This window comes from Dyadobacter sp. CY261 (genome assembly GCF_021440085.1).
Lineage (GTDB): Bacteria > Bacteroidota > Bacteroidia > Cytophagales > Spirosomataceae > Dyadobacter.
The window spans coordinates 1,546,265-1,570,737 of the sequence record NZ_JAKCPW010000001.1 but is presented as its reverse complement, the minus strand read 5'-3'; the positions used below and the strand labels follow the sequence as shown (position 1 = coordinate 1,570,737).

The 24,473-nt window shown below is 48.5% G+C and carries 27 protein-coding genes; 15 read left to right on the top strand and 12 right to left on the bottom strand.

All coding sequences use genetic code 11. The annotated features are described in order from the left end of the window. Positions 1-27: 27 nt before the first annotated feature. Positions 28-906 (bottom strand): c-type cytochrome, encoded by an 879-nt coding sequence (locus LZD49_RS06265; RefSeq protein ID WP_234666459.1) that lies wholly within the window; start codon positions 904-906, stop codon positions 28-30. A 178-nt stretch (positions 907-1,084) separates the two neighbouring features. Between LZD49_RS06265 and LZD49_RS06260 the strand changes: the two genes are divergently transcribed. Then, positions 1,085-2,089 (top strand): helix-turn-helix transcriptional regulator, encoded by a 1,005-nt coding sequence (locus tag LZD49_RS06260; protein ID WP_234666458.1) that lies wholly within the window; start codon positions 1,085-1,087, stop codon positions 2,087-2,089. A 16-nt stretch (positions 2,090-2,105) separates the two neighbouring features. After that, entirely contained in the window at positions 2,106-2,636 is a 531-nt protein-coding gene (locus LZD49_RS06255; protein WP_234666457.1) for a YceI family protein, read from the top strand. A 4-nt stretch (positions 2,637-2,640) separates the two neighbouring features. Here LZD49_RS06255 and LZD49_RS06250 read toward each other — a convergent pair whose 3' ends face one another. Beyond that, positions 2,641-2,904, bottom strand: coding sequence for a hypothetical protein (locus LZD49_RS06250; protein ID WP_234666456.1), 264 nt, complete (start codon positions 2,902-2,904; stop codon positions 2,641-2,643). 154 nt (positions 2,905-3,058) lie between these two features. On the opposite strand from LZD49_RS06250, the gene LZD49_RS06245 reads away from it, so the two are divergent. Then, positions 3,059-5,383 carry a CotH kinase family protein gene (locus LZD49_RS06245; RefSeq protein WP_234666455.1) on the top strand — a complete coding sequence of 775 codons (2,325 nt, stop codon included), beginning with the start codon at positions 3,059-3,061 and terminating at the stop codon, positions 5,381-5,383. Between the two features lie 28 nt (positions 5,384-5,411). On the opposite strand, the gene LZD49_RS06240 is transcribed toward LZD49_RS06245, so the two are convergent. From LZD49_RS06240 to LZD49_RS06230, 3 genes are all read right to left on the bottom strand, one after another. Then, positions 5,412-6,278, bottom strand: a complete 867-nt coding sequence (locus tag LZD49_RS06240; RefSeq protein ID WP_234666454.1) for a M48 family metallopeptidase — start codon at positions 6,276-6,278, stop codon at positions 5,412-5,414. Positions 6,279-6,393: 115 nt separating this feature from the next. After that, positions 6,394-6,627, bottom strand: coding sequence for a hypothetical protein (locus tag LZD49_RS06235; protein ID WP_234666453.1), 234 nt, complete (start codon positions 6,625-6,627; stop codon positions 6,394-6,396). 77 nt (positions 6,628-6,704) lie between these two features. Continuing rightward, positions 6,705-7,334 carry a pyridoxamine 5'-phosphate oxidase family protein gene (locus LZD49_RS06230; protein WP_234666452.1) on the bottom strand — a complete coding sequence of 210 codons (630 nt, stop codon included), beginning with the start codon at positions 7,332-7,334 and terminating at the stop codon, positions 6,705-6,707. Between the two features lie 78 nt (positions 7,335-7,412). Here LZD49_RS06230 and LZD49_RS06225 point away from each other — a divergent pair, with 78 nt between their 5' ends. After that, on the top strand, positions 7,413-8,882 hold the full coding sequence (locus LZD49_RS06225; protein ID WP_234666451.1) for a PLP-dependent aminotransferase family protein: 1,470 nt from the start codon (positions 7,413-7,415) through the stop codon (positions 8,880-8,882). Further along, the gene (locus tag LZD49_RS06220) at positions 8,879-10,090 is read left to right on the top strand and encodes an MFS transporter (RefSeq protein ID WP_234666450.1); all 1,212 of its coding nucleotides are present in this window, start codon (positions 8,879-8,881) and stop codon (positions 10,088-10,090) included. The genes LZD49_RS06225 and LZD49_RS06220 overlap by 4 nt, the downstream gene beginning before the upstream one ends. Here the strand turns inward: LZD49_RS06220 and LZD49_RS06215 are convergent. Further along, positions 10,085-10,453 (bottom strand): helix-turn-helix domain-containing protein, encoded by a 369-nt coding sequence (locus LZD49_RS06215; RefSeq protein WP_234666449.1) that lies wholly within the window; start codon positions 10,451-10,453, stop codon positions 10,085-10,087. The two genes, LZD49_RS06220 and LZD49_RS06215, sit on opposite strands and share 6 nt — an antisense overlap. A 125-nt stretch (positions 10,454-10,578) precedes the next feature. Between LZD49_RS06215 and LZD49_RS06210 the strand changes: the two genes are divergently transcribed. Next, on the top strand, positions 10,579-10,857 hold the full coding sequence (locus tag LZD49_RS06210; RefSeq protein ID WP_234666448.1) for a hypothetical protein: 279 nt from the start codon (positions 10,579-10,581) through the stop codon (positions 10,855-10,857). 171 nt (positions 10,858-11,028) lie between these two features. Here the strand turns inward: LZD49_RS06210 and LZD49_RS06205 are convergent, their stop codons facing one another. Then, on the bottom strand, positions 11,029-11,598 hold the full coding sequence (locus LZD49_RS06205; protein WP_234666447.1) for a pyridoxamine 5'-phosphate oxidase family protein: 570 nt from the start codon (positions 11,596-11,598) through the stop codon (positions 11,029-11,031). A 19-nt stretch (positions 11,599-11,617) separates the two neighbouring features. Next, positions 11,618-13,624 carry a heavy metal translocating P-type ATPase gene (locus LZD49_RS06200; RefSeq protein ID WP_234666446.1) on the bottom strand — a complete coding sequence of 669 codons (2,007 nt, stop codon included), beginning with the start codon at positions 13,622-13,624 and terminating at the stop codon, positions 11,618-11,620. A gap of 225 nt (positions 13,625-13,849) precedes the next feature. Here LZD49_RS06200 and LZD49_RS06195 point away from each other — a divergent pair, with 225 nt between their 5' ends. Then, positions 13,850-14,098 carry an AbrB/MazE/SpoVT family DNA-binding domain-containing protein gene (locus tag LZD49_RS06195; RefSeq protein ID WP_234666445.1) on the top strand — a complete coding sequence of 83 codons (249 nt, stop codon included), beginning with the start codon at positions 13,850-13,852 and terminating at the stop codon, positions 14,096-14,098. Continuing rightward, positions 14,086-14,325: a type II toxin-antitoxin system PemK/MazF family toxin gene (locus LZD49_RS06190; protein WP_310590471.1), complete on the top strand. Its 240-nt coding sequence runs from the start codon at positions 14,086-14,088 to the stop codon at positions 14,323-14,325. Before LZD49_RS06195 ends, LZD49_RS06190 begins: the two co-directional genes overlap by 13 nt. Here the strand turns inward: LZD49_RS06190 and LZD49_RS06185 are convergent. Next, a complete protein-coding gene (locus LZD49_RS06185) occupies positions 14,232-15,674 on the bottom strand; it encodes a PLP-dependent aminotransferase family protein (RefSeq protein WP_234666444.1) in 1,443 nt (480 codons plus the stop codon). The two genes, LZD49_RS06190 and LZD49_RS06185, sit on opposite strands and share 94 nt — an antisense overlap. A gap of 100 nt (positions 15,675-15,774) precedes the next feature. Here LZD49_RS06185 and LZD49_RS06180 point away from each other — a divergent pair, with 100 nt between their 5' ends. The 7 genes from LZD49_RS06180 to LZD49_RS06150 are packed head-to-tail and all read left to right on the top strand — an operon-like array spanning position 15,775 to position 21,636. After that, positions 15,775-16,707, top strand: coding sequence for a DMT family transporter (locus LZD49_RS06180; protein WP_234666443.1), 933 nt, complete (start codon positions 15,775-15,777; stop codon positions 16,705-16,707). Continuing rightward, positions 16,697-17,167 (top strand): DUF1572 family protein, encoded by a 471-nt coding sequence (locus LZD49_RS06175; RefSeq protein ID WP_234666442.1) that lies wholly within the window; start codon positions 16,697-16,699, stop codon positions 17,165-17,167. The genes LZD49_RS06180 and LZD49_RS06175 overlap by 11 nt, the downstream gene beginning before the upstream one ends. A gap of 12 nt (positions 17,168-17,179) precedes the next feature. Further along, entirely contained in the window at positions 17,180-17,542 is a 363-nt protein-coding gene (locus LZD49_RS06170; protein ID WP_234666441.1) for a nuclear transport factor 2 family protein, read from the top strand. Between the two features lie 2 nt (positions 17,543-17,544). Further along, positions 17,545-18,939, top strand: a complete 1,395-nt coding sequence (locus LZD49_RS06165) for an aminotransferase class I/II-fold pyridoxal phosphate-dependent enzyme (RefSeq protein WP_234666440.1) — start codon at positions 17,545-17,547, stop codon at positions 18,937-18,939. A 55-nt stretch (positions 18,940-18,994) separates the two neighbouring features. Continuing rightward, positions 18,995-19,489 (top strand): hypothetical protein, encoded by a 495-nt coding sequence (locus LZD49_RS06160; protein ID WP_234666439.1) that lies wholly within the window; start codon positions 18,995-18,997, stop codon positions 19,487-19,489. A 2-nt stretch (positions 19,490-19,491) separates the two neighbouring features. After that, positions 19,492-21,303, top strand: coding sequence for a M64 family metallopeptidase (locus LZD49_RS06155; protein ID WP_234666438.1), 1,812 nt, complete (start codon positions 19,492-19,494; stop codon positions 21,301-21,303). 57 nt (positions 21,304-21,360) lie between these two features. Next, positions 21,361-21,636, top strand: coding sequence for a M64 family metallopeptidase (locus LZD49_RS06150; protein WP_234666437.1), 276 nt, complete (start codon positions 21,361-21,363; stop codon positions 21,634-21,636). 163 nt (positions 21,637-21,799) lie between these two features. Here the strand turns inward: LZD49_RS06150 and LZD49_RS06145 are convergent, their stop codons facing one another. The 3 genes from LZD49_RS06145 to LZD49_RS06135 all read right to left on the bottom strand — a co-directional run bounded on the left by LZD49_RS06145 (position 21,800) and on the right by LZD49_RS06135 (position 24,472). Then, a complete protein-coding gene (locus LZD49_RS06145) occupies positions 21,800-22,108 on the bottom strand; it encodes a hypothetical protein (RefSeq protein WP_234666436.1) in 309 nt (102 codons plus the stop codon). A gap of 5 nt (positions 22,109-22,113) precedes the next feature. Further along, positions 22,114-22,878 carry a ParA family protein gene (locus LZD49_RS06140; RefSeq protein WP_234666435.1) on the bottom strand — a complete coding sequence of 255 codons (765 nt, stop codon included), beginning with the start codon at positions 22,876-22,878 and terminating at the stop codon, positions 22,114-22,116. A 334-nt stretch (positions 22,879-23,212) separates the two neighbouring features. Beyond that, positions 23,213-24,472 carry an MFS transporter gene (locus LZD49_RS06135; RefSeq protein ID WP_234666434.1) on the bottom strand — a complete coding sequence of 420 codons (1,260 nt, stop codon included), beginning with the start codon at positions 24,470-24,472 and terminating at the stop codon, positions 23,213-23,215. Position 24,473: the final 1 nt, after the last annotated feature.

Sequence of the window (24,473 nt, the reverse complement as noted above, 5' to 3'; positions counted from 1 at the left end):
CGGACTGACAAAGTCCGGCCCCGTCGCTTAATGGATCGATTGCAGATATTGATACAGTGAAGAAAGCTCGGCACGCGTGTATTGCGCGGTCATTTTCCACGGCATATCTTCATTTTTAAGGACGCGGCCTTCGGGTGTTTTTCCGGAAGTCAGCGTCGCGATGAACTGCTCTTTGGTCCAATTACCTACATGGCCTGACGAAGTAATGTCAGGAACCGGAGGGAACCCAGGAGCAATTGGTTCTCCACCCTTAAAATTCTCGCGATGGCATCCTGAACACGACACGGCCAGGTATTTGCCCTGCGCGGGACCTTCCGTTGAGTCCGCTACCGCGACCATCGGTTTGTTATGGTCAATTTTTTCCACCGATAAAAGTGGCATTTTGCCCAGGTAGCTCATGACGACGGCTACGGGGCCGAGGTCGTTTTCGGGTAGGACATTGTCGATGTCCGGCACTTGCCGACAGTACGCGACTAGTGACGCCAAGTCCTGCTGTGAAAGCAAAGTGGTTTCGTGAGAAGGCATAAAAATAAGCGGTTTGCCATTTTGGTGCACCCCGTGACGAAGCGCCACTACCCAATCCGATACGTCATAGTTTTCGGGTAGTCCTCCCTTTCCATTTGTAAGATTAGCAGCCACCAGTCTGCCGATAGCCCCATCGTCGTTCATTACTTTACCTTCGAGTTTGCTGCCGTGGCAGTCCTGACAACCCTTGATGGCAACAAGGTGTTTTCCACGCTCAATCGACGTGCTGTCCATCGGAATGTGGATTGTTTCCTTCTCAAATGCATACAGTTTGTTCATGCGGGTTTTCATCGTTACCGACATGTAGGTGTAGGTGCAAATGGCCACCAGGGCGACTCCGGCCAGGACGATGGCTGTCCATTTTAAAATTTTCTTGATCATGGCGTAACATGTTTTTCCCGCAAAACTGGCGAGTAGCATGAGATACTGACCTACGCAAAACGGATAAAAACCTACGACGAAGGGATTTCGTCGACTAATCGGGCCGTTTGCTCAGAAAGAAGCACTTGAAGTTACTTACCGGCGTATTTTCGTGCTGAGATCAACCATTTTTCGTCCTATGGCAGCCACCGTTATCCATTCAACCGACGTTTTTGATATCAATCCGCTTCCCAACCCGCAGATGCTGAACCCAGGCATAAGGGCCTCCAATCCCGGCGAATTTGTGACGCGGTTTCATCCTAAGGTTGGGCACGTGAAATTCAAAAGCCTGATGTTCTCTCATATGCACGTAATGAACCTGCATTGGGCCTCCGACTCGGATCTGGTCGCTTACGAAAGCTCGCCGACGAACACTGTTAATATCAATTTCCATATGGCCGGCAGGCAGGACACCACTTTCGAGGGAATCCAGTGTGAACTGAATATGGCACCCGGAAGACATAATCTCGTGTATTCGCCCGGAGGAGGATATATCAACCGGATTCACGCACACGAACCCGCCGAAATGTTTCACATCAGCCTGGATAAAATGTATTTCGCCGACATTATCGGATGCGATGATCGTTGGAGCGAGAAAATGCAGGATAACCTGTTGAACGACCGCCCGTTTTCCGGCATTAAGGGTACGCTCGACCTGACGCCGCTTATGCAACGGGTGATTATGGAGATAAAGCAATGCAGGGAGGTAGGTACAATGCGAAATTTGTTGGTTCAATCCAAAGTGCTGGAACTGCTCGCATTGCAAATCGACCAGTTCCGTGGGTCGATGCGGGTGGTCAGCGGCATTTCGGTTGCCGATATGGATAAGTTGTATCAACTTAAATACTTTCTGGACAACCATTTTCTGGAAGAACATTCCCTTTCGGAACTATCAAGAATGTGCCTGTTAAATGAATTCAAAGTGAAAAAAGGTTTTAAAGAGTTGTTTGGCACCACTGTTTTTGGTTATCTGCGTGAACTGCGGATGAATTACGCAGAACGCCTGTTGCTTGACTCTTCGCATTCCGTGGAAGAGGTTTCCGAGATACTCGGTTACGAGCATGCGCAGCACTTTTCAATAGCATTTAAAAAATACCGGGGAACTAACCCTTCGAAGATTAAAGCCGGAAAAATATCAACATAAAATGCTCCTGATGACAATGAAAAAGTTTTTAACGCTGGTCAGTTTATTGATAATGAGTGCCTACGTATCTGTGAGCGTCAAGGAATGGCAAATTGCCGATGGATACAAGATCAGGTTCGATGGTAAGTATGCGCATGGTACGTTCAACAAAATGGCAGGAAAAATCCGGTTTGAACCCGCACACCCCGAGCAAGCACAGTTCGAGGTGTCAGTGGATGTAGCCTCCATTGATACAGGTATCGAACTGAAAAACAAGCACGCCAGAAGCGACAAGTGGTTCGACGCGGAACAGTTTCCGCGCATTAATTTCCTCTCGAAATCGGTTAGCAGGACTGATACCGGTTTTGTAGTACGGGGCGAGCTGGAATTAAAGGGGATTAAAAAGGAAATAGCTATTCCTTTTGGCTTCACGACCTCTGGGAGCCAGCCGCTCTTTTATGGAAAGTTTAAAGTTAACCGGGGCGACTTCGGAATCGGAAAAGTGAATGGCAAGGAATCCGATTCTACTGCAGTGGAAGTCTCGGTGCCTGTACTCGCTTTCAAATAGGCCTTTAATCTTTTTGCAGATCTTCCAATTGTCGCAGCAATTCCTGAAGTTCTTGTTCCGCCGCTTCCAATGATCGCATTTCCGTATTTGCTACGATATTTTGCGCCGGGTCGTCGAAATTTTTTGATTCCTCCATTACCTCCGGGTTTTCGCGATTCTCTGGTGAAAAGGCAATTTCTTCTTCCAGATTCGTACGCTCGAATTCGATCTGCTGGCGCTTAGCCAGGATTCTATCTTCGAGTTGCTGTTTTGTATGTGCGGTGCTCATCGATATTCAGTTTTCCATTTACCCAAAATAACTAAGCCAGCAGCCCCGCCCGACGCCCTCGCTGCCGATAATTTGTTCAATCCAGCCGGATGTTAAATAGAATACTTTACTGAAATACCCCCATTGCAACTTGGGAGCTTCACACCAAATGCTCATGAGATACTTCACACTGATGCTTGCACTCTTCGTTGCACCGCGTGACACATCGGCGCAAAGTCTGACGACCAATCTTCCCATCGTGGTAATCAATTCCGACCAGGCAATCCAGGATGAGCCGAAGGTAGGCGCCACCATGAAAATCATCTTCAACGGTGAAGGTCAGCTCAATTCCTACGACGATATTGATAACCCGGCCAGCTTGAATTACGATGGCAGGATAGCCATTGAAACGCGGGGTTCCAGTTCGCAGCTCTCTCCCAAGAAATCTTATGGTTTTGAAACGCGGCAGGCCGACAACATTTCGAACCGGAATGTTTCGCTGCTGGGCATGCCGAGTGAAAACGACTGGATTTTAAACGGGCTTGTTTTTGACCCGACATTATTGCACGACTATCTGGCATATAGCTTTTCCCGGAATCTGGGCCATTATTCGGCGAGAACGGTTTTCTGTGAATTGTTTGTCAACAGCGACTATCGGGGCGTATATATGCTGCAGGAGAAGATTAAAATCGACGGTGACCGTGTAAACCTGCTCGAAATGTCGGCGAACGACAACGCAGCTCCTGCGGTGACAGGGGGATATATTATTAAGGCTGATAAGACAACCGGCGGTGATCCGGTGGCGTTTGTCATGGATGGCAATCACCTGAATGGCTACGACGAGACTATCGATTTCGTTCATGACACACCGGAACCCTCGTCTATAACCGGTTCGCAAAAGACTTACATCGAATCGATTTTCCGCGATCTGGAAGCTAAGGCGGCCGCCAACAACGCTTCTGTTTCGAATGGTTTTCCTTCGGTTATTGATGTGCCGACATTTATCGATTATATGTTGGTAAGTGAATTGGGGGGCAGTATCGATGCCTATAAATACAGCACTTACTATCACAAGGATCGAAACGGAAAGCTCCGGGCCGGACCTGTATGGGACTTTAACTATGGCTTTGGCCTGGTGGGAGGAACGCCCGACTGGCGTTCGCAACCTGCCTTCTGGCAATTTGAAAATGGCAATAATGAAGGCCCTAAATTTATTAGACAACTATTTTATAATCAGAATTATAGGTGTTATCTGTCGCGCCGGTGGAACCAGATGAGCCAACCCAATGCAGCGTTAAATATTAATCAGATCCACGGGACGATCGATTCGATGAAAAGCTGGCTGGCGAATGCAGCGGCGAGGGATAATGCGAGGTGGGGGACGATCGGAAATTTCAATGACCGTATTAATTATTTGAAACAGTTCGTCACGGACCGTAGCAACTGGATGACGGCTAATATAGGTCCGTTCGGCAATTGTGCGAACCCGGTATTACCGCAGCTGGTGATCAATGAAATCATGTATAATCCGCCCGCCGGGCCATTTGGAAGCAGTAATGATCAGGAATTTATTGAAATAAAGAATATTGCCGGTACTGCTGCTGACCTTTCGGGATTGTATTTCGCAGGACTCGGTCTCACATACCAATTTCCAGCAGGAAGCACGCTGGCTGCTAACGGTTTACTGGTAATCGCCAGTAAGAGCGCGGTTTTTGCTTCCAAATACGGCAAGCAGGCCTTTGGACAATTCACCAGAAATCTTTCAAACAAATCCCAAAAGCTCACACTATCTGATGCTTTTGGAAACATCATCGATCAGGTTGAGTATTTGGATAGCGCCCCGTGGCCTGCAACAGCGGACGGAGGCGGAAAATCCCTGGAATTATTGAATCCTTCATCCGATAATACCAATGGCGAGAACTGGTCTGTCCGCGAGGCCAATGGCGGAAGCCCGGGCGTAGATAATTTCGGAGCACTTCCCGTGCGTTTGGCATCGTTCAGCGCTTCTGCCGAAGGATCGCAGACACGACTAAGCTGGACGGTAACGGAGGAAACAAATTTCAATCGATATGTTGTGGAAGGCAGCCAGGACGGGAAGACATTTGTCAAGATCGGCGAGGTGCCGGGGCAGGGGATGGAATTTTATGAATTCGTAGACACCATTCCCTTCTCCGGCAACAATTATTACCGTTTGCAATGCCTCGATCTGGACGGAACCTATGCTTACAGCAGAATAGTGTCGGCGTTCATACAAGGTAATGGTGGTTTTGATTTATTCCCGAACCCTACCGACTCATATCTGCAAGTGCAGTGGACTAGCCCTGCGAAGGCCACGACGAGCTTTGACATTTACGACATTAATGCAACAGGCCGCCTGAACGACGTCAAATTGGATAAGAACAATTCGATAGATGTTTCCCGCCTTCCCCCAGGGATATATGTCATCCGCGACACGCGCAATGCCGGTTCTCGTGGGAAACGTTTTATGATTATCAGGTAACCATTTGAGCAATGATTTTGATAAATAATTATTTCATATTCAAAGCTCTCTTTAGAAACCCTCCTAAAAAGCTGGCCGCGAAGGTCAGGATCATTGCGCCGTACAGACTAAAATTTTCGAGCTCCTGCCGGGCGCCGTCAGTTGGAAGTGTAGTCAAAAGAAAATAACCTGTCAGCATAAAAGTACATTGCATGATAGCCAACAACCAACCTTTGTAAGGCTCGACAAAGCCGATAGAAATCGCAGCGAAAACTGCCACCAAGTACGGCAAGTGAATGCTTTCGGCGCTTTTGACTACATAAATCAGTAAAGCGCTGGTCATGACAATCATCGCCATATTGATAGCAAGCCGTTTGTCAAAAAAAGGCGCTTTGGACACAGGTTTACCAGAAGTTGTTTTAAGGGCCTCCTTCAACTCCTCGGCGTGCAAATGGTCCAGATTGGCTTCGTTAACCCGGCCAAGTCGGGTTAACGCCTTTGCCCGCCATAGGTAGGGAGCTTCGCTCTGCTCTTCGGAGGTACTTACTGCTCTGTCGAATGCAGAGAGTGCATTTTCGGTTTCGCCTTGCTCCAAATAAATTTTGCCCATTCCGAGATGAAGCTCGTAAACCTGGTCGTCGTAGCTAAGGCCACTCTGTATGTCTTTCAAAGCCGAAACATTATCTCCAAGCTTATGCTGGCACAAACCTCGGTAAAGATAAGCAATGCTGGATTTGGGCTTTTGCCGGATTCTGGCGTCGAAATAGTCGTATGCTTTACCGGTTTGCCCGTTTTCATATAAGATAATGCCCTCGGCGAGGGCGGCTGCTTCTTTTTCGCTTGGGGTTCGGAGGTCGGCGTAGTTGCGGAGGTAATAGATGTATCCGAAAAAAGCGATAACGATAAGAAATTCCATATGATCTGCTGATTCGAGGCATTTAAATGATGCCAAAATTCGCTACCGCGGTCCGCAAATCAAAAGAGAATTATGTGTTTAACGTGATAGGCTATGTGGTTGGTCACGTGCTTTGTCAGACGAGAATTACGATAGTTGCCTCGGCATCGGTGTCTGCACCGGGAACAGAGTAGGAGATGGCGATGCGTTTACCGGTATTTTCCGCCAGTTCAAGCAATTGAAAGACCTTTTCTTCCCCTTCGATGCGCAGCGCCTGGTATAAAATGTTCCCATAGTCGAACTCGTGGGAACCCAGTCCTTTTTTTAATGCAGCCAGTTGGTACCGGTCGAATATTTCCTTTCCTGACATGAAGTGCAACATTTGATATGATATTGCAGGTGAATTTGCCCGAAAGATGCTCCAACCGGCACCAAAGTTGCATGGGGTTAATTTAAATGTTTGGGAAGCGGGATATTTTGGCTGGTTTCATCTGCCAGCGGTATGCCCCGTAATGTTTGCAAAGGAATAAGTCCCGACCAGATAGGTAGTGCCAGATCCTCAGGTTCGTCCTTTGGCATTCCATCTCTGATCTTCGCGGAAGCCTCGTCAAATGAAAATGCCAGCGCAGTTGTTTTCCGCACTTCGCTGTCGGTCATAGGGCGCAGGTACTCCCAGCTGTTTGGAACGATCTTGTTGGTAAGCCATTCAAAAGCAGCTCTTTTTGTCTCGATGTCCTCGACTTTTTCCGCTTTCGAAAAAATGATAGCTGACCGGTAGTTCACGGAATGGCTAAACGCCGACTTCGCCACCACCAATGCGTCGGCCAGCATCACGGAAATGCAAACCGGAACGCCTTTCTCTATTTCCCGGATGAAGTGGCTTCCTACCGAACCGTGAATGTAAATTTTGTTTTCGTAGCGGACAAAAGCCGTCGGAATGGAGAACGGCCTATTGTCCACGGCATAGCTAATAGTGCAAAACAGTGCTTCGTCGAGAATGGAGCAGATTGTTTCATGCTCATAATGCGTCCGCTTGGCCAGACGGCTTGGTACGAGATAGGGTGGTGGCGTGTTCATGTGCTTTGTTTTCCTCGAAATTATGGCTTAATTGGCCTATCGTTCTAATCCAATCTTTTAAATAGAGGTAGTCCAATCATGATGAATGTTCTGTCCACCCTTATTACGCTTGAAAAGGGAGGAAAGCAGCCGGTTTACATTCAGATCGCCAACCAGTTGATGTCGCTGATCAAAGACGGTACGCTGCAATCCGGCTATCGCTTATTGAGTACCAGGCAGTTGGCTTCTTTCTTGAAAGTCCATCGTCGGACCGTCGTGCAGGCTTACGACGAACTGCTTGCGCAGGGTTGGCTGGAAAGCCAGACAGGAAATGGCACATTTGTCGCTAAAAACCTTCCTGAAATACGGCTCGTGTCTATCCAGATGGAAGATACTGCCGGTCGCGACCCTTTGAAAATCGCCGGATTTCGCTTCAACAGACCGGAACATCTTAATAAGCCGGTTTTGAAAGCCGGCTTACGGCTGCACCTGGACGACGGCTTTCCCGATCCCCGGCTCGCGCCTTTGGAAGACTTGTCGAGGGCCTACCGCAGCCAGTTGCTGCATGGCAATCCATATTTGCGGCTTGGCTACGGCGAAACCAGCGGTACAAACTGGCTTAGGCAGGAACTGTCCGCCCATTTGAACGAGACGCGCGGACTGAAAACCTCACCTGCCAACATTCTCATCGTCAGGGGAATGATTATGGGTATGTACCTGGCCGTAACCAGCCTTGTCAAGTCCGGCGATTGCGTTGTTACCGATGCCCCGGGGTGGTTCGGGGCATCCATGAACTTTACCCAGGCGGGCGCGAATATCTTTCATGTGCCAGTGGATGAGCACGGTATGGACGTAGATGCGCTGGAAGAGCTCTGTTTTAAACAGTCGGTCAGAATGGTGTACGTCACCTCTCACCATCAATATCCCACCACCGTCGCTTTACGGCCCGATCGCCGGATCAAGCTTCTCAAACTGGCTGAAACGCACGGTTTTGTGATATTTGAAGACGATTACGATTACGATTTTCATTATCTCAGCAAACCGCTGCTTCCGCTTTTCGGCGCCGATCGCGCCGGGATGGTGCTTTATTGCGGCTCGTTTACTAAAACCATGTCACCGGCGTTCCGGATTGGTTATCTGGTCGGGCCCGAGGACGTGATTGCGCACCTGGCGTCGCTTCGGCGTATTATCGACCGGCAGGGCGATGTGATGCTCGAAAATGCCGTCGCCGAATTGCTGCAAACCGGTGTGATACAGCGCCATTTGCGGAAATCGGTACGCGTATACAAGCAGCGCCGTGATTTTTTCTGTGAACTTTTGAAAACCGAGTTGTCCGATCACGTCCGTTTTGACGTACCCGACGGCGGAATGGCCGTTTGGACGAGTTTCGATCCTGGCATCGACGTTCCAAAGCTGGCTGCCAGAGCCGCAAAGAAGGACCTTTATTTCGCGGATGGAAAAGTTGCGGGATATCCTCCCCACTTCAGGAACTATATACGCCTCGGATTCGCTTCTTCTGATCCGGGGGAACTCGAGGAAAGTGTCAGGATAATCAGGGATTTGTTATGATCGGAAAAGTTATAGGGGCGTACCGCACTTCGTTCAGTGGGCTAAGCAGGGAAACCTGGTTGCTGAGCCTGGTGATATTAGTGAACCGTTGCGGATATATGGCCGTGCCTTTCATGAGTATGTATATCACGCAAAGCCTGCATCGAAGTATTGGGGACGCAGGCATTATCATCACACTTTTCGGTGTCGGCTCCGTGCTCGGAGCTATGGCGGGAGGCTATCTTACCGATAAACTGGGCTTTCACCCCGTGCAGATCGGAAGCCTGGTGCTAAGCGGAGTGTTTTTTGTCCTTTTTGGCTTTGTGACCGATTTTGTACTGCTCTGTTTCCTGATCATTGTCCTCAGTTTTTTTGTGGAAGCTTTCAAACCGGCTAATCAAACTGCCATTGCCGCCTATTCGACGCCGGAAAACCTGATGCGCTCCTACGCACTCAATCGTCTTGCCACCAATATCGGCTTTGGTTTTGGTACCGGAGTGGGAGGGTTGCTGGCGGCGATTAACTATCATTTGTTGTTTTGGGTAGATGGCATTGTGTATGTCCTTGCGGGGCTGCTGATTGTGATACTATTACCCAAAAGAAAACCCGCTACCCGAAACGACTTTCGCGAAGAAGCGAATGTAAGCACAGGTTCGCCGTGGCGCGACGCTTTTTTTGTGCGCTTCCTGGTGCTGGTTACCTTATATATGCTGTGCTTCGTGGTGTTGTTCCGACTGGTACCCGTTTACTGGAAGCAGGAAATGGGCATTGGCGAGTCTAGCATCGGGATTTTGCTGGGAATGAATGGACTGATTATCGCGCTGTTCGAAATGGTATTGGTACAAAATCTTGCGAATCGTAAACCTGACTATTTCTACATGGTGTCGGGACCCGCTTTTAGTGCCATAGCCTTTCTGGCGCTGGTGATGCCCTCTGTCCTTCCCGTAGTATTGGCAGTAGTCACCGTGGTGCTTTTTACCACGGGTGAAATGCTGGCTTTCCCTTACCTGAGCACGTTCGTTATGAACCGGGCGAGCGATTTGAACCGGGGCAAATATTCGGCGGCCTATTCGGTGTCACAGGCTATCGCGCAGATTATAGGCCCGATGATGGGTGCTTATGTGGCAGGACGTTGGGGCTATAGTGCCCTGTGGATACTGCTTATTGTGATCAGCTGCACGTGTGCGCTCGGGTTCCGGTCGTTGTTTCAGCGCAACCTTGCCTTATGAAATGGACTGATCCTTCGGCTCTTCACCTTTCTGGACTTGTTCCAACTGCCCTTTTAAAGCATTGATCCTGTCGGCTTCCAGTTCGAGGGCTTTGCGCTGAAGGTCGATGAGGTCGTCTTTTTTGATCATAATATATTGCTCTCTCGGTTCTTCGAGCATGGGTACTTCGCCTACTAGCTGGGCGACGGTGGTGTCGAATATCTCGGCCATCATCCGAAGTTCTGCCAGGGAGGGATCGTTCCTTCCAGTTTCCCAGTTGGAGATAACCGCCTTCCCCGATTTTTTTAATGCCTTGGCCAGTTTATGCTGGTTCCAGCCCTTCAATTCGCGGTATTTTTTAATGCGTTCGCCAACAATTGACATTAGTTAGAAGTTTAATATAAAAATACTTGACTTTGATATAGTTAATCTGTACTTTTGATCATACTAGTACTTACCGGTATTAGTAAAGCGCAAATTACAATTTTTAACACACACCTCCCATAAAGATGACAGAGCTACAAGCAAGAGTCTCCGAGTATGGTGGTCTGTCCATCAAGGAGCGCCTGTTAATCAGGTTTATGAAATCGAGAAACATTGTGGGTAAGAACTGGCGTGGCGTTCTTGCGGAACGTGACCCATTTTTCAACACCAAGCTTGGTGGAGACTACTTAACCTCAGTGGCACAGGCAGTTTCGGATAGCAGTCGCGGTAACGTTGACCGCATCGAGAGGGTTACCATCGCCCTTGAAAAGGTGGCAGGCATTACTCCCGTTCCAGTCGTTTAGGTAATTATTTGTCGGCCAGTTTCGCTTATTTTTCGGGGCACTGAAAAGTCTTGGAATGAGTGGGCTACGCCCGAGGAAGACTTTGGATTCTAGTTCTGATTCTTCGATCCGACCTAAGAATGCATCGGTATTGGGTATTCGGGGTTCAGTATTACTGAACCCCGAACTAATTCAATTTTTATTATCGCTGGCCGATGGGGAGGCGAAGATGCCGGTGTCGAAGCCGTCAATACTGACCATGTTTTTCCGTGCCCAGTAATTCTGAATACCGTCGGGGCTCTGTTTGCGCGCCCAGATGGCAAGATCCTCCCTTTCCCGGTTATAATCCATGAACGGCACGGCCATGCCGCATGAGCTTTGTACGAGGTTTACCTGTATGTCAATTAATTGTCTCGCTCCCTCAAGCGGTGCGAAAAGGGGATAGTATTCACTCCATTCCGCACTGCCAGAGTGGTAGGTTTTGCCGTGTCCGTACAATCTCAAAATCAAAGGTTTTCCTTCAAATGCGCAAAACATGATGGTAATGCGATCATTATGAAGCAAATGTGCGGCAGTTTCATTGCCGCTGCCTGTTACATTGAGCCACATTACACGGTTGGGGCCGAGGATGCGGAACGAATCCATCCCCTTTGGCGAAAGGTTTACTGTGCCCGTTTCCGCCGCAGTGGCTACGAAAAATATCTTTTGTGCCTGAATGAAGGCTTGCAAATCGTCTGTGATATGGTCCAGTTGCTTAGCCATAGTATTAAAAGATGGTGTTCTAGATTTTCTTTCCCTGGATCCGGTAGGCATTTAAAATTGCCAGAAGGGCCACGCCGACATCGGCAAACACAGCTTCCCAGAGTGTAGCGACGCCGCCCGCACCAAGCGCCATGACCGCCACCTTCACGGCCATGGCCAATGAAATGTTTTGGTATACAACAGATTTTGTGATTTTTCCGATCTTCACAGCCGATGCGATGCGGGATGGCTGGTCGTTCTGTATCACAATATCGGCCGTTTCAATGGTGGCGTCCGAGCCTAATGCACCCATCGCGATGCCGGCGTCGGCGAGCGCGATCACAGGCGCGTCGTTTACGCCATCACCTGCAAATGCGATGTGCTTGCCCTGGTTTTTAAGCTCTTGGACGATCCGGACTTTGTCTTCAGGCAAAAGCCCGCCGTAACTCTTCTCAATGCCTAACTCTCCTGCAACCTTTGTGACAACGGCTTCTTTATCGCCCGACAGCATAATGGTTGTGATGCCTAGCTTTTTGAGTTCTGAAACAGCCATTGCGGCGTCTTCTTTTATCTCATCGGCGATTAGAATGTGCCCTGCATAAGCACGGTCGACGGCAACCATGACGATCGTTTCGATAATCGAAGCAAGTTCGTGGGGATAGCTAACATTATATTTATCAAGAAGTTTGGAGTTTCCCGCCAGAATGTTTCGTCCGTCTACATCGCCTTCGAGTCCATGGCCCGCAATTTCCTGCACATTCGCAGGTTTTGTGAGTTCAATACCACCTGCATAGGTAACGACCGCCCTGGCCACTGGATGGGTGGAATAGCTTTCAAGTGATGCCGTCAGGTGCAGGAAATCGGCGTTATCAAGGAGTGTATCGACTTTTTGAACTTGAAAAACCCCTTTGGTAAGTGTGCCGGTTTTATCCGAAACCAAAGTGTCGATTTTGGTAATAATATCCAGAAAATTAGCGCCTTTGACCAGAATGCCGTTTCTGGAAGCCAAGCCGATCCCGCCAAAATACCCGAGCGGAATAGAGATTGTCAATGCGCAGGGACAGGCGATCACCAGGAACACCATGCCCCGGTAAAGCCACTGGTCGAAATTGTAATTGTCTACAAAAAGCAACGGGCCGATGATGATAAGTAATGCGAGCAGGAATACTATTGGTGTGTAAATGCGAGCCAATCGGCTGATCAGCAATTGGGTAGGGGCTTTTCGTGCGCTTGCTTCCTGCACCATTTCCAGTATACGCGAAAGCTTGGAATCCTTGAATAGCGTATTTACTTCGATTTCGGCGGACTTTTCGATGGCGATCATTCCTGCCAGCACTTTCTCACCTTTTTCGATGATCTGGGGTTTGGGCTCGCCGGTCAATGCGGCTGTATTAAATGTCGCTGATGACGAGCTGATAACGCCATCCAGCGCTACCTTTTCACCCGCTTTGACTAATATCGTCTCGCCAATTTGAACCTCGCCGGGTGCTATTTGAAGCGGTTTGCCATCGCGGAGCACAGTGACGCTGTCGGGCCGGATGTCGAGCAATGCTTTGATTGATCGTTTGGACCTGCTCACCGCAATGTCCTGAAATAGCTCACCGATTTCGTAAAAGATCATCACCGCAACCCCCTCGCTGAATTCGCCGATATAGAATGCACCGAAAGTGGCGATCGTCATCAATGTAAATTCATTGAAAAAATCGCCCCTGCTTGCCTTCCGGAATGCCAATGCCACGGTTTTGTTTCCCGCGAGGATGTATGCTACGGCCATCATCCCGATCTCCACCGGACGGGGAACTTCTATTTTGGCAATGTAGGTAATGGTCAGAAACGCAGCTAGTATGATGAGGCTCAGCCATAACATCCAGCGACCTTTCAGAATGCCCGCATCCCCGCCATCCCCATGGCTGTGATCGCCGTGGTCATGGTCATGGTCGTGATCATGGTCGTGGTTATGATTTTGCCCGCGGGAATGCTTGGTGTTTGTTTCCGCTGCGCAGCAGTCGTCGTGTTGATGAGTGGGGCTTTTTTCGTCGAGTTTCATAATGCAAACATGCTAATCCAAATGTTGATCCGTCGAGCGCTTCCCGGCTAGCGCCGCCAGAGGATCATTACAAATGTAGGTTGCAAATGCATGCAACAGGGTTACAGGTGCTGAAAATCAGCTAATTGCAATGTTGTTGCGAATTTATGTGGACTATCGGTCAGCCACTTGTACATTGAGATAATGTGAAATTTTGATTTGTTATAACAAATTATAACTTGTAATATGCTCACCAAAATTCGCAGGATCGGAAATTCCCGGGGAATCCTACTTTCCAAAACAATGTTGGACCAGGTTGATATTGACGAATACGTTGATGTCGAAGTCAAAGGCAATGCTATCGTGATCATCCCTGCGAGTAACAACCCCCGTGAGGGTTGGGCGGATCGTTTTCGTTCGGAGGATAGTAACACCGACGAGGACTTGTTGGGCGATTTGGCAAATGCATTTGACGATTCGGAATGGGAATGGTAGTCAAGCGGTTCGACATGTTTTTCGTGTCCCTTGATCCGACGGTCGGAATTGAGATCAAAAGAGCGAGGCCTTGCCTGATTATTTCTCCCGATGAAATGAACGATCACCTTAAGAAAACTCTTCGCATAAGTAGTCAAGGATATTGCGCTTTAATCAACTCCCCCAATTTTCGTAACCCCGCATCGATCAGCGCATTATACGGCGCGCCGAAGCTGATCCGAATATAGTTGCTGAACCGGGCATCGGTGCTGAATATCTGGCCAGGGGCGATGCTGATGCTCTCCTGAATGGCGTTTTCGAAAAGTTCGAATGCATTTACTTGCTTGTTCAACTCGATCCAGAGAACATACCCGCCCTGCGGCCTGACAAGCTTTGTGTCCGACGGAAAATAATCGGCTATCGCCTGAATGTAGCGCAGGCATTGCGTGTGAAGCGATTTTCGCAAGTGTCTCATATGCAAATCATAACGCCCTGTTTCAAAGAAATTAGCGACCGCAGCTTGCGTAGGAGTTGCGGAGGAGACGGTGTGCATTATTTTATTACTCAATACCTTATCCTTAAACTTTCCTGGAAGACACCAGCCAACGCGGTAACCAGGCGCGAGTGTCTTGGAGACAGAACCACAGAGCATGATCAGCCCTTTTTTATCGTAGCTTTTACAGGTAGCCGGCCTCGTTTTACCAAAATACATTTCGCCATAAATATCGTCTTCGATCAGCGGGATCTCCCTTTCAGCGAGCATATTGACAAGCTGTTTTTTTCGGTAATCGGGCATCAGCGCACCGGTGGGATTGGAGAAATTCGGGACAAACAGGACGGCTTTCACCGGAACAGTTTCAAGCGCTTTTTCAAGGTATTCAAGATCGGCACCCTCGTCGGGATGGCAGGGAATTTCCAGTATTGTAAGGCCCAGACTCTTCATGATATTAAATATTCCGAAGTAAATCGGGTTCTCGATGGCGACGGTATCGCCTGGCTCGGTGACGGCTTTAAGGCAGAAAATGAGCGCTTCCATGCAGCCCTGCGTCGTAATTACATCGTCTTCGCTGACATTTCCCTTCCAGTTGAATGCATATTTGGCAATCTGTTTGCGTAACGTGCGGTTGCCCTGGACTTCCTCATATTGCGTGCAGCTGTGCGGGCTCTTTCGTAACGCTTCGATCATCGCCTTGTTTAATTTGGCTTCGGGGATCAGCTCGGCCGAAGGAGCCGCAACCGAGAGCCGGATGACCCGTTCATGCGTCATAGTTTTATAAACTGTTCTGATCATTTCGTCGACATTAGCCTTTTCGATCAACGGGCCCGGTGGTTCCGCTTTCAATCTTTCCGGCGCATTCAAAGGCGAAAAGCGGACAAAGTACCCCGATTTCGGCCGGGCCTCAATAATGCCTTTGTTTTCCAGCTCCACATACGCTTTGAATGCGGTACTGAGGCTGATGCCCTGTTCCTTACTCAATGCACGAAGCGATATGAGTTTGTCGCCCGCTTTCAAAATGCCTTTTTCAATCTGCGCCGACAAGCGGTCGGCGATTTGGGAATAGAGGAAATCCTCGCGAACATTGTCTTCCGTTACCATTTTTTTAGATTCTAATCTGTTCTGCTCAAAAATAACAAAAGTGAATCTGTTTTCTTAACGATTAGGGCGAGAATTTTGTGGCGTCAAATATAAAAGGGCTATGAAAGGTAATCTGACAGCATATATCGCATTGATCCTCGTGTGTTTCTTTTGGGGCACCACCTACCTGGCGGCAAGCATTGGCGTATCAGGTTTTCCGGCTCTGTTCTTCATGGGGTTCAGGAATGTGGTCGCGGGTGCATTGCTGTTAAGCTTTTTAGTTTTGAGAAACAGATCATTTTCATGGACGTTGCGCGATATCGGATTGCAACTCGTTCCTGGCTGGTGTATGATCACGTTTGGCACCGGGCTCGTGGGATGGTGTGTTCAATTCATTCCGAGCGGTCTCGCAGCATTACTGTACGCTACTGTTCCTCTTTTTACGATCTTGGTTAACCTGCTTGCGAGGAAAGAGGAGCGTATCAATGTGCATATTGCGGTCGGGATGTTGATGGGGCTTGTCGGCATAATGCTCGTGTTTCGGGATAACCTGGAATATTTGACTGATAGTAAGTCATTTATGGGTATTTGTGTGACCCTGGCGTCGTGTGTGTTGTGGAGCCTGGGTGGATTGTATACCAAAAGCTATCAAGGCCGAACAGATCCGTTTTTCAATGCTGCGATCCAGATGATGGCCGGTGGGATGGGGCTTTTTGTGCTGAGTGCATTGAATGACGACTGGGGGAATCTCCCTGAATTGCAAACACAGTCGCTGCTGGCGCTCTTATACCTTATATTTTTCGGCTCTATTTTAGCCTACGCTTCGTATCTATTTGCCATGTCCAGGTTGCCGGCGGGGTTGGTGTCTATTTATGCTTACATCAATCCCCTGGTGGCGCTGGTATTAGGTTTCTTTATATTGAATGAAAAAATTACATGGCTAACGACCCTTGCGTTCGCTGTGACGATCGGCGGTGTATTTCTTGTAAACCGGGGTTATCAGCTGCAAAAAAGAAAGAATGAGTTAACCGTCCTGAAAATCCATGAGCAATAGCACCTTCATTACATTGTATAGCCGCGACATTAAAAAGCTCCGGAACGAAATTGGTCAGTACCAGAATGAAGACACACTATGGGTGCAATTGCCGGGTACGATCAACACCGGCGGTAATCTCTGCCAGCATCTGATCGGCAATTTGCGCACCTATATTGGCCTCACGCTTGGAGGGTATGGCTACGTTCGCGACCGTGATGCGGAGTTCAATCGAAAAACATTTACCCAAAAACAAATGCTCGTCGAGCTCGATACGCTTCATGAAATCGTGATCGGGACATTGGAGACGCTGGAAGATGCTACCATGAATGAGGAATATCCGCGGAAAGTGCTCGATATGTTCCCGGAACAATCTGTTCATCTGATTCTTACGCACTTGCTGTCGCATCTCTCCTGGCACCTTGGGCACATCAATTACCATCGGCGCTGGGCTATGCAAATGCAATCAACACAACAGTAAATATAAATAGCCATGAATTTGAAAGAACAATCGGCGCAATCCTTTGCCAGGCAATGGATCGACGCCTGGAACAGCCATGATCTGGCGGCAATTATGTCGCTTTACGCTTCGGAAATCCGCTTTTATTCGCCCTACATTATCAAACTGGGTATGAATGGAGAAGGTGTGATTACGGATAAAGCCGAACTGGAAAAATACTTTTCCAAGGCACTCGACATCTATACTGACTTGTATTTCGATCTCCAAGAAGTTTTGGTTGGAGCCAATTCTTTGATCTTGTATTATAAAAGTGTCAGCAATCGAATGGCGGCAGAACTAATGGAACTCGATGAAGCTGGTAAAATCATTTTAGTTAATGCGCATTATAATCATTAGTCATGTTTGAAATATTTGATAATGAGTTAAATAACCTGGAAACAATTTTTGATCAGGTAAAAGCTAACAGCCTGGATTTTCTGGAAAACCTTGCAGACCGGCCAACTTCAATCACAGATCTTAGCATTCCAGCGACGGAATTGGCTAATGAAGGGCCGGGCGCATTGGGCGGTTTGGATCTGTTTAAAAGACATTACGAGAAATTGATGGTCGCCAGTCCGGGACCGCGGTATTGGGGTTTTGTCACAGGCGGTGCCACGCCAGCTGCGATCGCCGGGGATTGGCTGACGGCCGTTTACGATCAGAATACACAAAGCACACAAGGTGATGGTGACGTTTCGGCGATCATTGAAAAGGAGGCAATCCGACTGCTTTGCCAATTGCTGCATTTGCCGGAAGATTTTGATGGTGGTTTTGTAACGGGTGCTACGATGTCGAATTTCACTGGTCTAGGCGTCGCCAGGCAATGGGCTGGTGCGCGTGCCGGTCGAGACATATCGCGTGAAGGCGTTGCTGGCGACATCGTAATAATGGCTGCCACGCCGCATTCGTCGGTAATCAAATCGCTTTCTATGCTTGGACTGGGCAGTGCCAACATCGTGCGAATTCAAACGCCCGAAGGGCGTGAGGCGATCGACCTGGCAGACTTTGAGCAGCAACTCGAAGCACACAAGGGGCGGCCCGTTATTGTCAATTGCAGTGCGGGAACAGTAAATACCGTCGATTTTGATGACATTAAGGCAATCATTGCATTAAAGAACAAATATCATTTTTGGTTGCATATTGATGCGGCATTCGGAGGGTTTGTGGCCTGTCTGCCGTCGCACCGGCATTTGCTCGAAGGCTGGGAACACGCCGACAGCATAACTATCGACTGCCACAAATGGATGAATGTGCCGTACGACAGCGCCGTTTCGCTGGTTCGGAAGGAGCATAACAAATTGCAGATCAGTACTTTTCAAAATTCCAATGCGCCTTACTTGGGGGATACGTCGGACAACTTTTCCTATCTCAACTTTCTGCCCGAAAACTCCCGCCGCTTTCGCGCATTGCCGGCATGGTTCAGTCTTACGGCCTATGGACGCAACGGTTTCGAATGGATCGTTCGCAATAGCATCGAGCGCGCACAGGAATTCGGAAGTTATATCGAATCCAGCGAAAATTTTGCGCTGGTGGCACCTGTTCGGCTTAATGTCGTCTGTTTTCGTTTGAAAAAAGACATTGAAAAGATGCCGGCTTTTCTGAAAGAGCTCAACCGCCGCGGAAAAGTTTTTATGACGCCCACTTTACTATCGGGGCAGTCGGCTGTGCGTGCTGCGTTTGTTAATTACCGAACGGGAAAAGAGGACATTGCGATAGCGGTTCGCGAGATGGAGGAAGTATTTCACTCGCTGTGAAATACGTCAATAAAGCTGTACATTGACTTCTGTAACAGCTTTTTCGGAATTACCCATGCTTCGTTTGTCCTCTACGGTCGCCATTACGCTCGCCGGCTTGCTGATGATTCATTGCAAGCCGGCGCAATCCACTTTAACGGTTGGCCAGATTTCTAACTACAATGCAAATTCCCCTGACCACATTCTCTTTCTGAACTTCCGGATTAGCGGTGGGGTAGGTGGTAGAGAAAAAGTGGAGCTTTTAAGCGCGAGTGCAGGCGATGGCAAAATGAAGGACATTGCACGTTCAGTCCACTTCCCTTACCAAATCAAAGCTATCGCTCGCTACTCAGCCAGTGCCGTCGAACGCGAAATGGTGTTTGAGCATCCCTTATTCAAAGGTAGGGAAGTAAGTGACCCGTCCGGACATATGCGTCAGGTAGAGGTCAAGGCTACAGAGGGTAATGTGCTTATCCGCTTGCAGCAGCATTCTGGACTCAACCAATTGGAGCTATTCAGTGTCAGTCCTGAAAAAGGAACTGTAAAAATTTACACGCTTGACTTCAATTAACCATGAAAAGCATTTTTACCACTTTAATCATCATTTGCATTGCATCAACAGCGTTTTCACAACATTATCAGGTGGACACACTGTACAAGAAAGGCCCGCTCGAAAACCGGATCAATATTGTAATACTTGGCGATGGCTTCACGCAGGAGCAAATGCCAAAATTCGCGGCCGAGGCCAGGAAGTTTGCCGATTTTTTCCTGGCTTATGATCCTTACACGGTCTATCGGGACTATTTCAACTTTTTTGCCATCCGTACACCGTCAAAAGAAAGCGGCGTATCTAATCCCGGGACCGCTCCCGATGCATATAAGGACCAGCCTGTCGGAAACAAGGATACATTTTTCGGCGCTTCGTTCGGACATTCGATACACCGGCTGGTCGAGGTCACTAAGTTTGATGTGCTTTTTAATCTGATGTCGACGCATTTGCCTGCTTACGATCTCATTGTCGTCCTTGTTAATACGGAATACTACGGCGGATCGGGTGGGCAAATTGCCGTTCATACATTGAACGATGCCGCCAATACCATCGGTGTTCATGAGATCGGGCATGCTTTCGGGCGCTTGAGTGATGAATATTGGGCCGGTTCGATATATGGTACGGAAGCTGCAAACATGACAGCCATTAGCGATCCTGGTTCGATCCGTTGGAAGAATTGGCTTAACAGCCCGCCTGTTGGTATTTACAAACATGGTTTGGAGGGTGACGCGGCAAAATGGCACAAGCCTACCAATGGTACCTGTCTGATGGAATATCTCGACCAGCAACTTTGCGCAGTTTGCCGTGAAGCGACCGTAGAGCGGCTTTTAGAGAACATTAATCCCGTCGAAAAGATCGAGCCGGATACCGCAGCGAGTATCGATGTGACTGCCGGGCAGGCATTTAAACTCGGGCTTTTGAAACCAAGCCGGAATACCCTGCAGGTGCAGTGGCATTTAAATGGAATGTTACTTCCTTTCTCCGGCGATGAAATATCCCTGAAAGGCGGCGAAATACCGGATTCGTCCGCATTAACAGCGACCGTCTTCGACACCACAACACTGAGCCGTCGCGATGACTCCCGCGCGTTCCGTTCGCGTGCAGTGTCATGGTCTTTGAAATCGTCTGTTCCGGCGGTGTTCAAAATAGTGGCAAGTTCGGATTCGGTATGCCTTCGCAATGAAGTTGCGCTTACGGCACATGGCTGCGCGGGCGCGTTGAAATGGTCCACAGGAGAAACCAGCAAATCCATTCATGTAACACCAGATCAAACGACAGTCTATTCATGTTCCTGCCAGGTTCAGGGGCAATCGGTCAAGACCGCGGAAATTTCCATCCACATCATGCCATTACCCAATGCTACCGCGACAAATGGCGGACCGTATCTCGCAGGCGACACGATCAAGCTCGCTGCTGCCGGTGGTAAGACTTACATGTGGAGAGGGCCGTTATTTTTTGCATCAATTTCCCCACAGGTTTCCATTCCAAACGCAACGCTCAATCAGGCCGGGCTTTACGAAGTTGTTGTCAAAGATGTAAACGGCTGCTCTAAAACCGCTCAAACAGAAGTAAAAGTCGATCCGATCCTTTCCGTGCCGAACGACCAGGACGTGCTGGTTAGCGTGTCACCAAATCCGGCACGGGACTATATTTCTATCGAGACAAAGCTGGGAGGTAAATCAAACGTTAAACTATACGATCAGGCTGGCCGGGAGTTGATTTCGGACTCTTTTGAGAAGAAGACAAGGCTTCCCTTGAACTTGCCGTCGGGAATATATCTCTATCGGGTCAGCAATGGTTCGCGCGAGAGCACGGGAAAGGTCGCGGTCCAATGATCGGGCGACAGATCGAAAAAGCAGTTATCAGTTTTACACACTATATCAAAATGTATTATGAAGAAACTCATCTTCACACTTTGTCTGCTAGGCCGTTTTACCCACGCATTCGCCCAGCATTGCCAGATTGACACACTTTACAAAACCGGCTCATTGAACAATCGTATCAATGTCGTGATCCTGGGAGATGGATTTACGAAAGAGGAGATGCCGAAATTTGTGGAAGAGGCAAAGAAGTTCACGGATTTTTTCGATCCTTTGAGCCCTACGACCATTATCGGGACTATTTCAATTTCTTCGCGATTCACAGTCCTTCGAAAGAAAGCGGCTTGACAAACCCCGGCACCGCTCCTGATGCCTAGCCTGATCGGCCCGTCGGAACGAAGGATACCTTTTTTGGTGCAAGTGGTTGTTCGTTGATAGTGTGGCGACAATACTCCCAGCTTTATGTACGTGTTTAACGAAAAAAGGTCTCCTGCCCGGAGACCTTTTTTCGTTAAACCAATGCCGATTTGGGTTTTCGGCCCACTTTCGTGCGGTTGCGAATCTTATCGGGGCGGGGACGGATTTCTTTGTCCTGGAAATACAGCTTTAAGGATTCGATGATGATGTCCTTCTGTGTCAGACCTTCCCAGTAGCCGTAATCCTTCATGTTCTCCATTAGCACGAAATCACAATCGAAGGTGACTTTGGTGGGAGCACCGTCCACGACTTCGGCAGTTGTCTGGGCTACTACGGGCTCATCTTCCTGTTGAACCTCGGGAAGGGGTAGGGGTGCAAAATCAAACTTCCTTTCCTTTGCCATAAGTGTCAGTTATTTATTCGTTCCAGTATTTCTTTTGTCAACTTATAATAATCTTCTGCTCCATTACTGTTCGGTGCATAATCAAAAATCGTAGTCCCGTTGGCCTGTGCTTCCGACAATGCGATGTTGTCGCGAATGTAAGATTCCATAAAAACCTCACCGAGCTGCTCCCGTGTTGCCATGATCAGTTCGTGGCTGATCTTCTTCCGGATCTTCGGGTTATAACGCGTTGCGAACACCCCGCCGAGGTTGGTACTAGGGCTGATCTTTTTGATCTCGGCCGAATACACCAGAAAGTTTCGAAGACCCTCGTAGCTTAAAAACTCTGCCTGCAAAGGAACGTAATACTGATGGCACGAAACGAGCGCCAGCCTCGTATTCCCATATAGGGCAGGAGGGCAGTCGATGATCACGAAATCGTAACGGTCCCTTACTTTTTCCAATGCAATTTTCAGGTTGAAAGGAAACACGGGCGCCGACTTAATCGTGTCTTCCCGGTGAATCATTTCGGCCGATCCGGGCAAAACATCAATGTCTCCAACACGCTTGACGATCTCATCAAATTCGTATTCGCCGGTGATGAACGAGCCGCTGTCTTTTTTAAGCCCGGCATGGTGAATGCCGAAACTTTTGGTAAGACTTGCCTGCGCATCCAGATCGATTACCAACACACGTGCATTGGCAAATTTGCTGAGACCGGCAGCAATACTCTGGGCAGATGTAGTCTTTCCCACACCACCTTTGTTGTTGACAATACTGATGATTTTCATTTAAAAGTATTATAAGTATAAAAAGTTAATAGTTTATTCCATGTCAGTCATGTAAATAAACGTAAAATATTTTTAACCCTAATCCTTCCAAATAAAAAGCGATAAAAGTTTTTGTCGATGTAAATGTATCGATCATTTTAAATGAATAGAAAGTATTAAAAGAATTTTTTTCAATTATTTTGTAATAAATTGATAATGAGTATACTGAAAAGGTCGCTAACCTGCTGTCAAATGCTTGTCGCCCTGAGCGCACAGGGCCGCCCGGCGGTCGAAGTGCATCACGCACGATGCACTTCGCTTCGCTCAGGGTAACATTAGTGAATGGGAGAAAGCGCTACACCGCAGGATTTGGCGCATTGGCCGGCGCTACCGCCGCCAATTTAATGGAAACATATTTATGAATGCGGTACATCAGCAGCGCAGTGATGATCACCGCAAACACCACCACGTCGCCAAGCAGGGGATAGTTTTCAATGAATCCTGTGCTCGTTTCCGACACAATAAATCCTGCTAAAAGTGACGCAAGTCCGCCGGCGAACTGCTGGATAGACGAATTAATGCCCATGTAGGCGCCACGGTCCTGAGGGTCGGGAACGGCGGTCATTAATGCCGAAGCGGAGATCATACGGCCGGTGATCCCAACAAACAGCAGGACGTTCAGGCAGATGATAATCCAAAGCGGCGTCACGCTGAGGTTGCAATAAATGAGCGTCATCACGCAGGTAATCGCGGAGCCCATCAAAAACACTTTGTACTTGCCGGTTTTGTCACTGAGTTTTCCGATCATCGGGCTAAAGACGAGCATCGAAATGCCCGTCACCATGTATAAGGTCGGCAGTGACGCTTCGGCAATGCCAAGGTTGTGAACACCAAAAGCGGTACCGAATGGCATGAGCATAAAACCACCCGTCGCAAGCAGCGCCGTGGCCGCGAAGCCCTGCAGGTAATCCGGCCGGGAAAGCGTTTTGCCCAGGTGCTGAAATGCATTGCCTTGTTGCTGCATTTTCAAATGCGCATTGATCGGTTTCAACTTGGTCGCAATCAAAACTCCGACGATCAGTCCCAACCCGACGATCATCAGAAACGGCGCATGCCAGTTGAATTTGTTTGCCAGAAATAACCCGATAGGGATTCCTAATACCTGGCTACTGGCAAATGCCATTTGTACAAAACCCATTACACGGCCACGAACATCGATCGCGAACAGATCGGTAATAATGGCAAAGCTGATGGAGCCGATCACGCCGCCGAAAATGCCTGTGAACACGCGGGCCGCAAGTAGCAGGTGATAAGTAGGAGCGATACCGCAGAAAAGGGTGCCGAGAAGGAATCCGACGTAAAAGAAAAGCAGCAACTTCTTACGGTCGAATTTGTCGGCAAAGCCGGCAGTGAGCAGCCCTGAGGCACCTGCGCTGAATGCATACGCTGATACGACCAGGCCGAACTGGCTGGTGGTAATCGAAAGTTTATCGAGCAGGATGTAACCCAATGGTGAAAGGACCATGAAATCGAGCACTACGGTAAACTGCAAAGTGGCTAAAAGTGCTATGATGAATTTTTCATAGCCGGTAAATGTGGGTTTGGTTTCGGACATA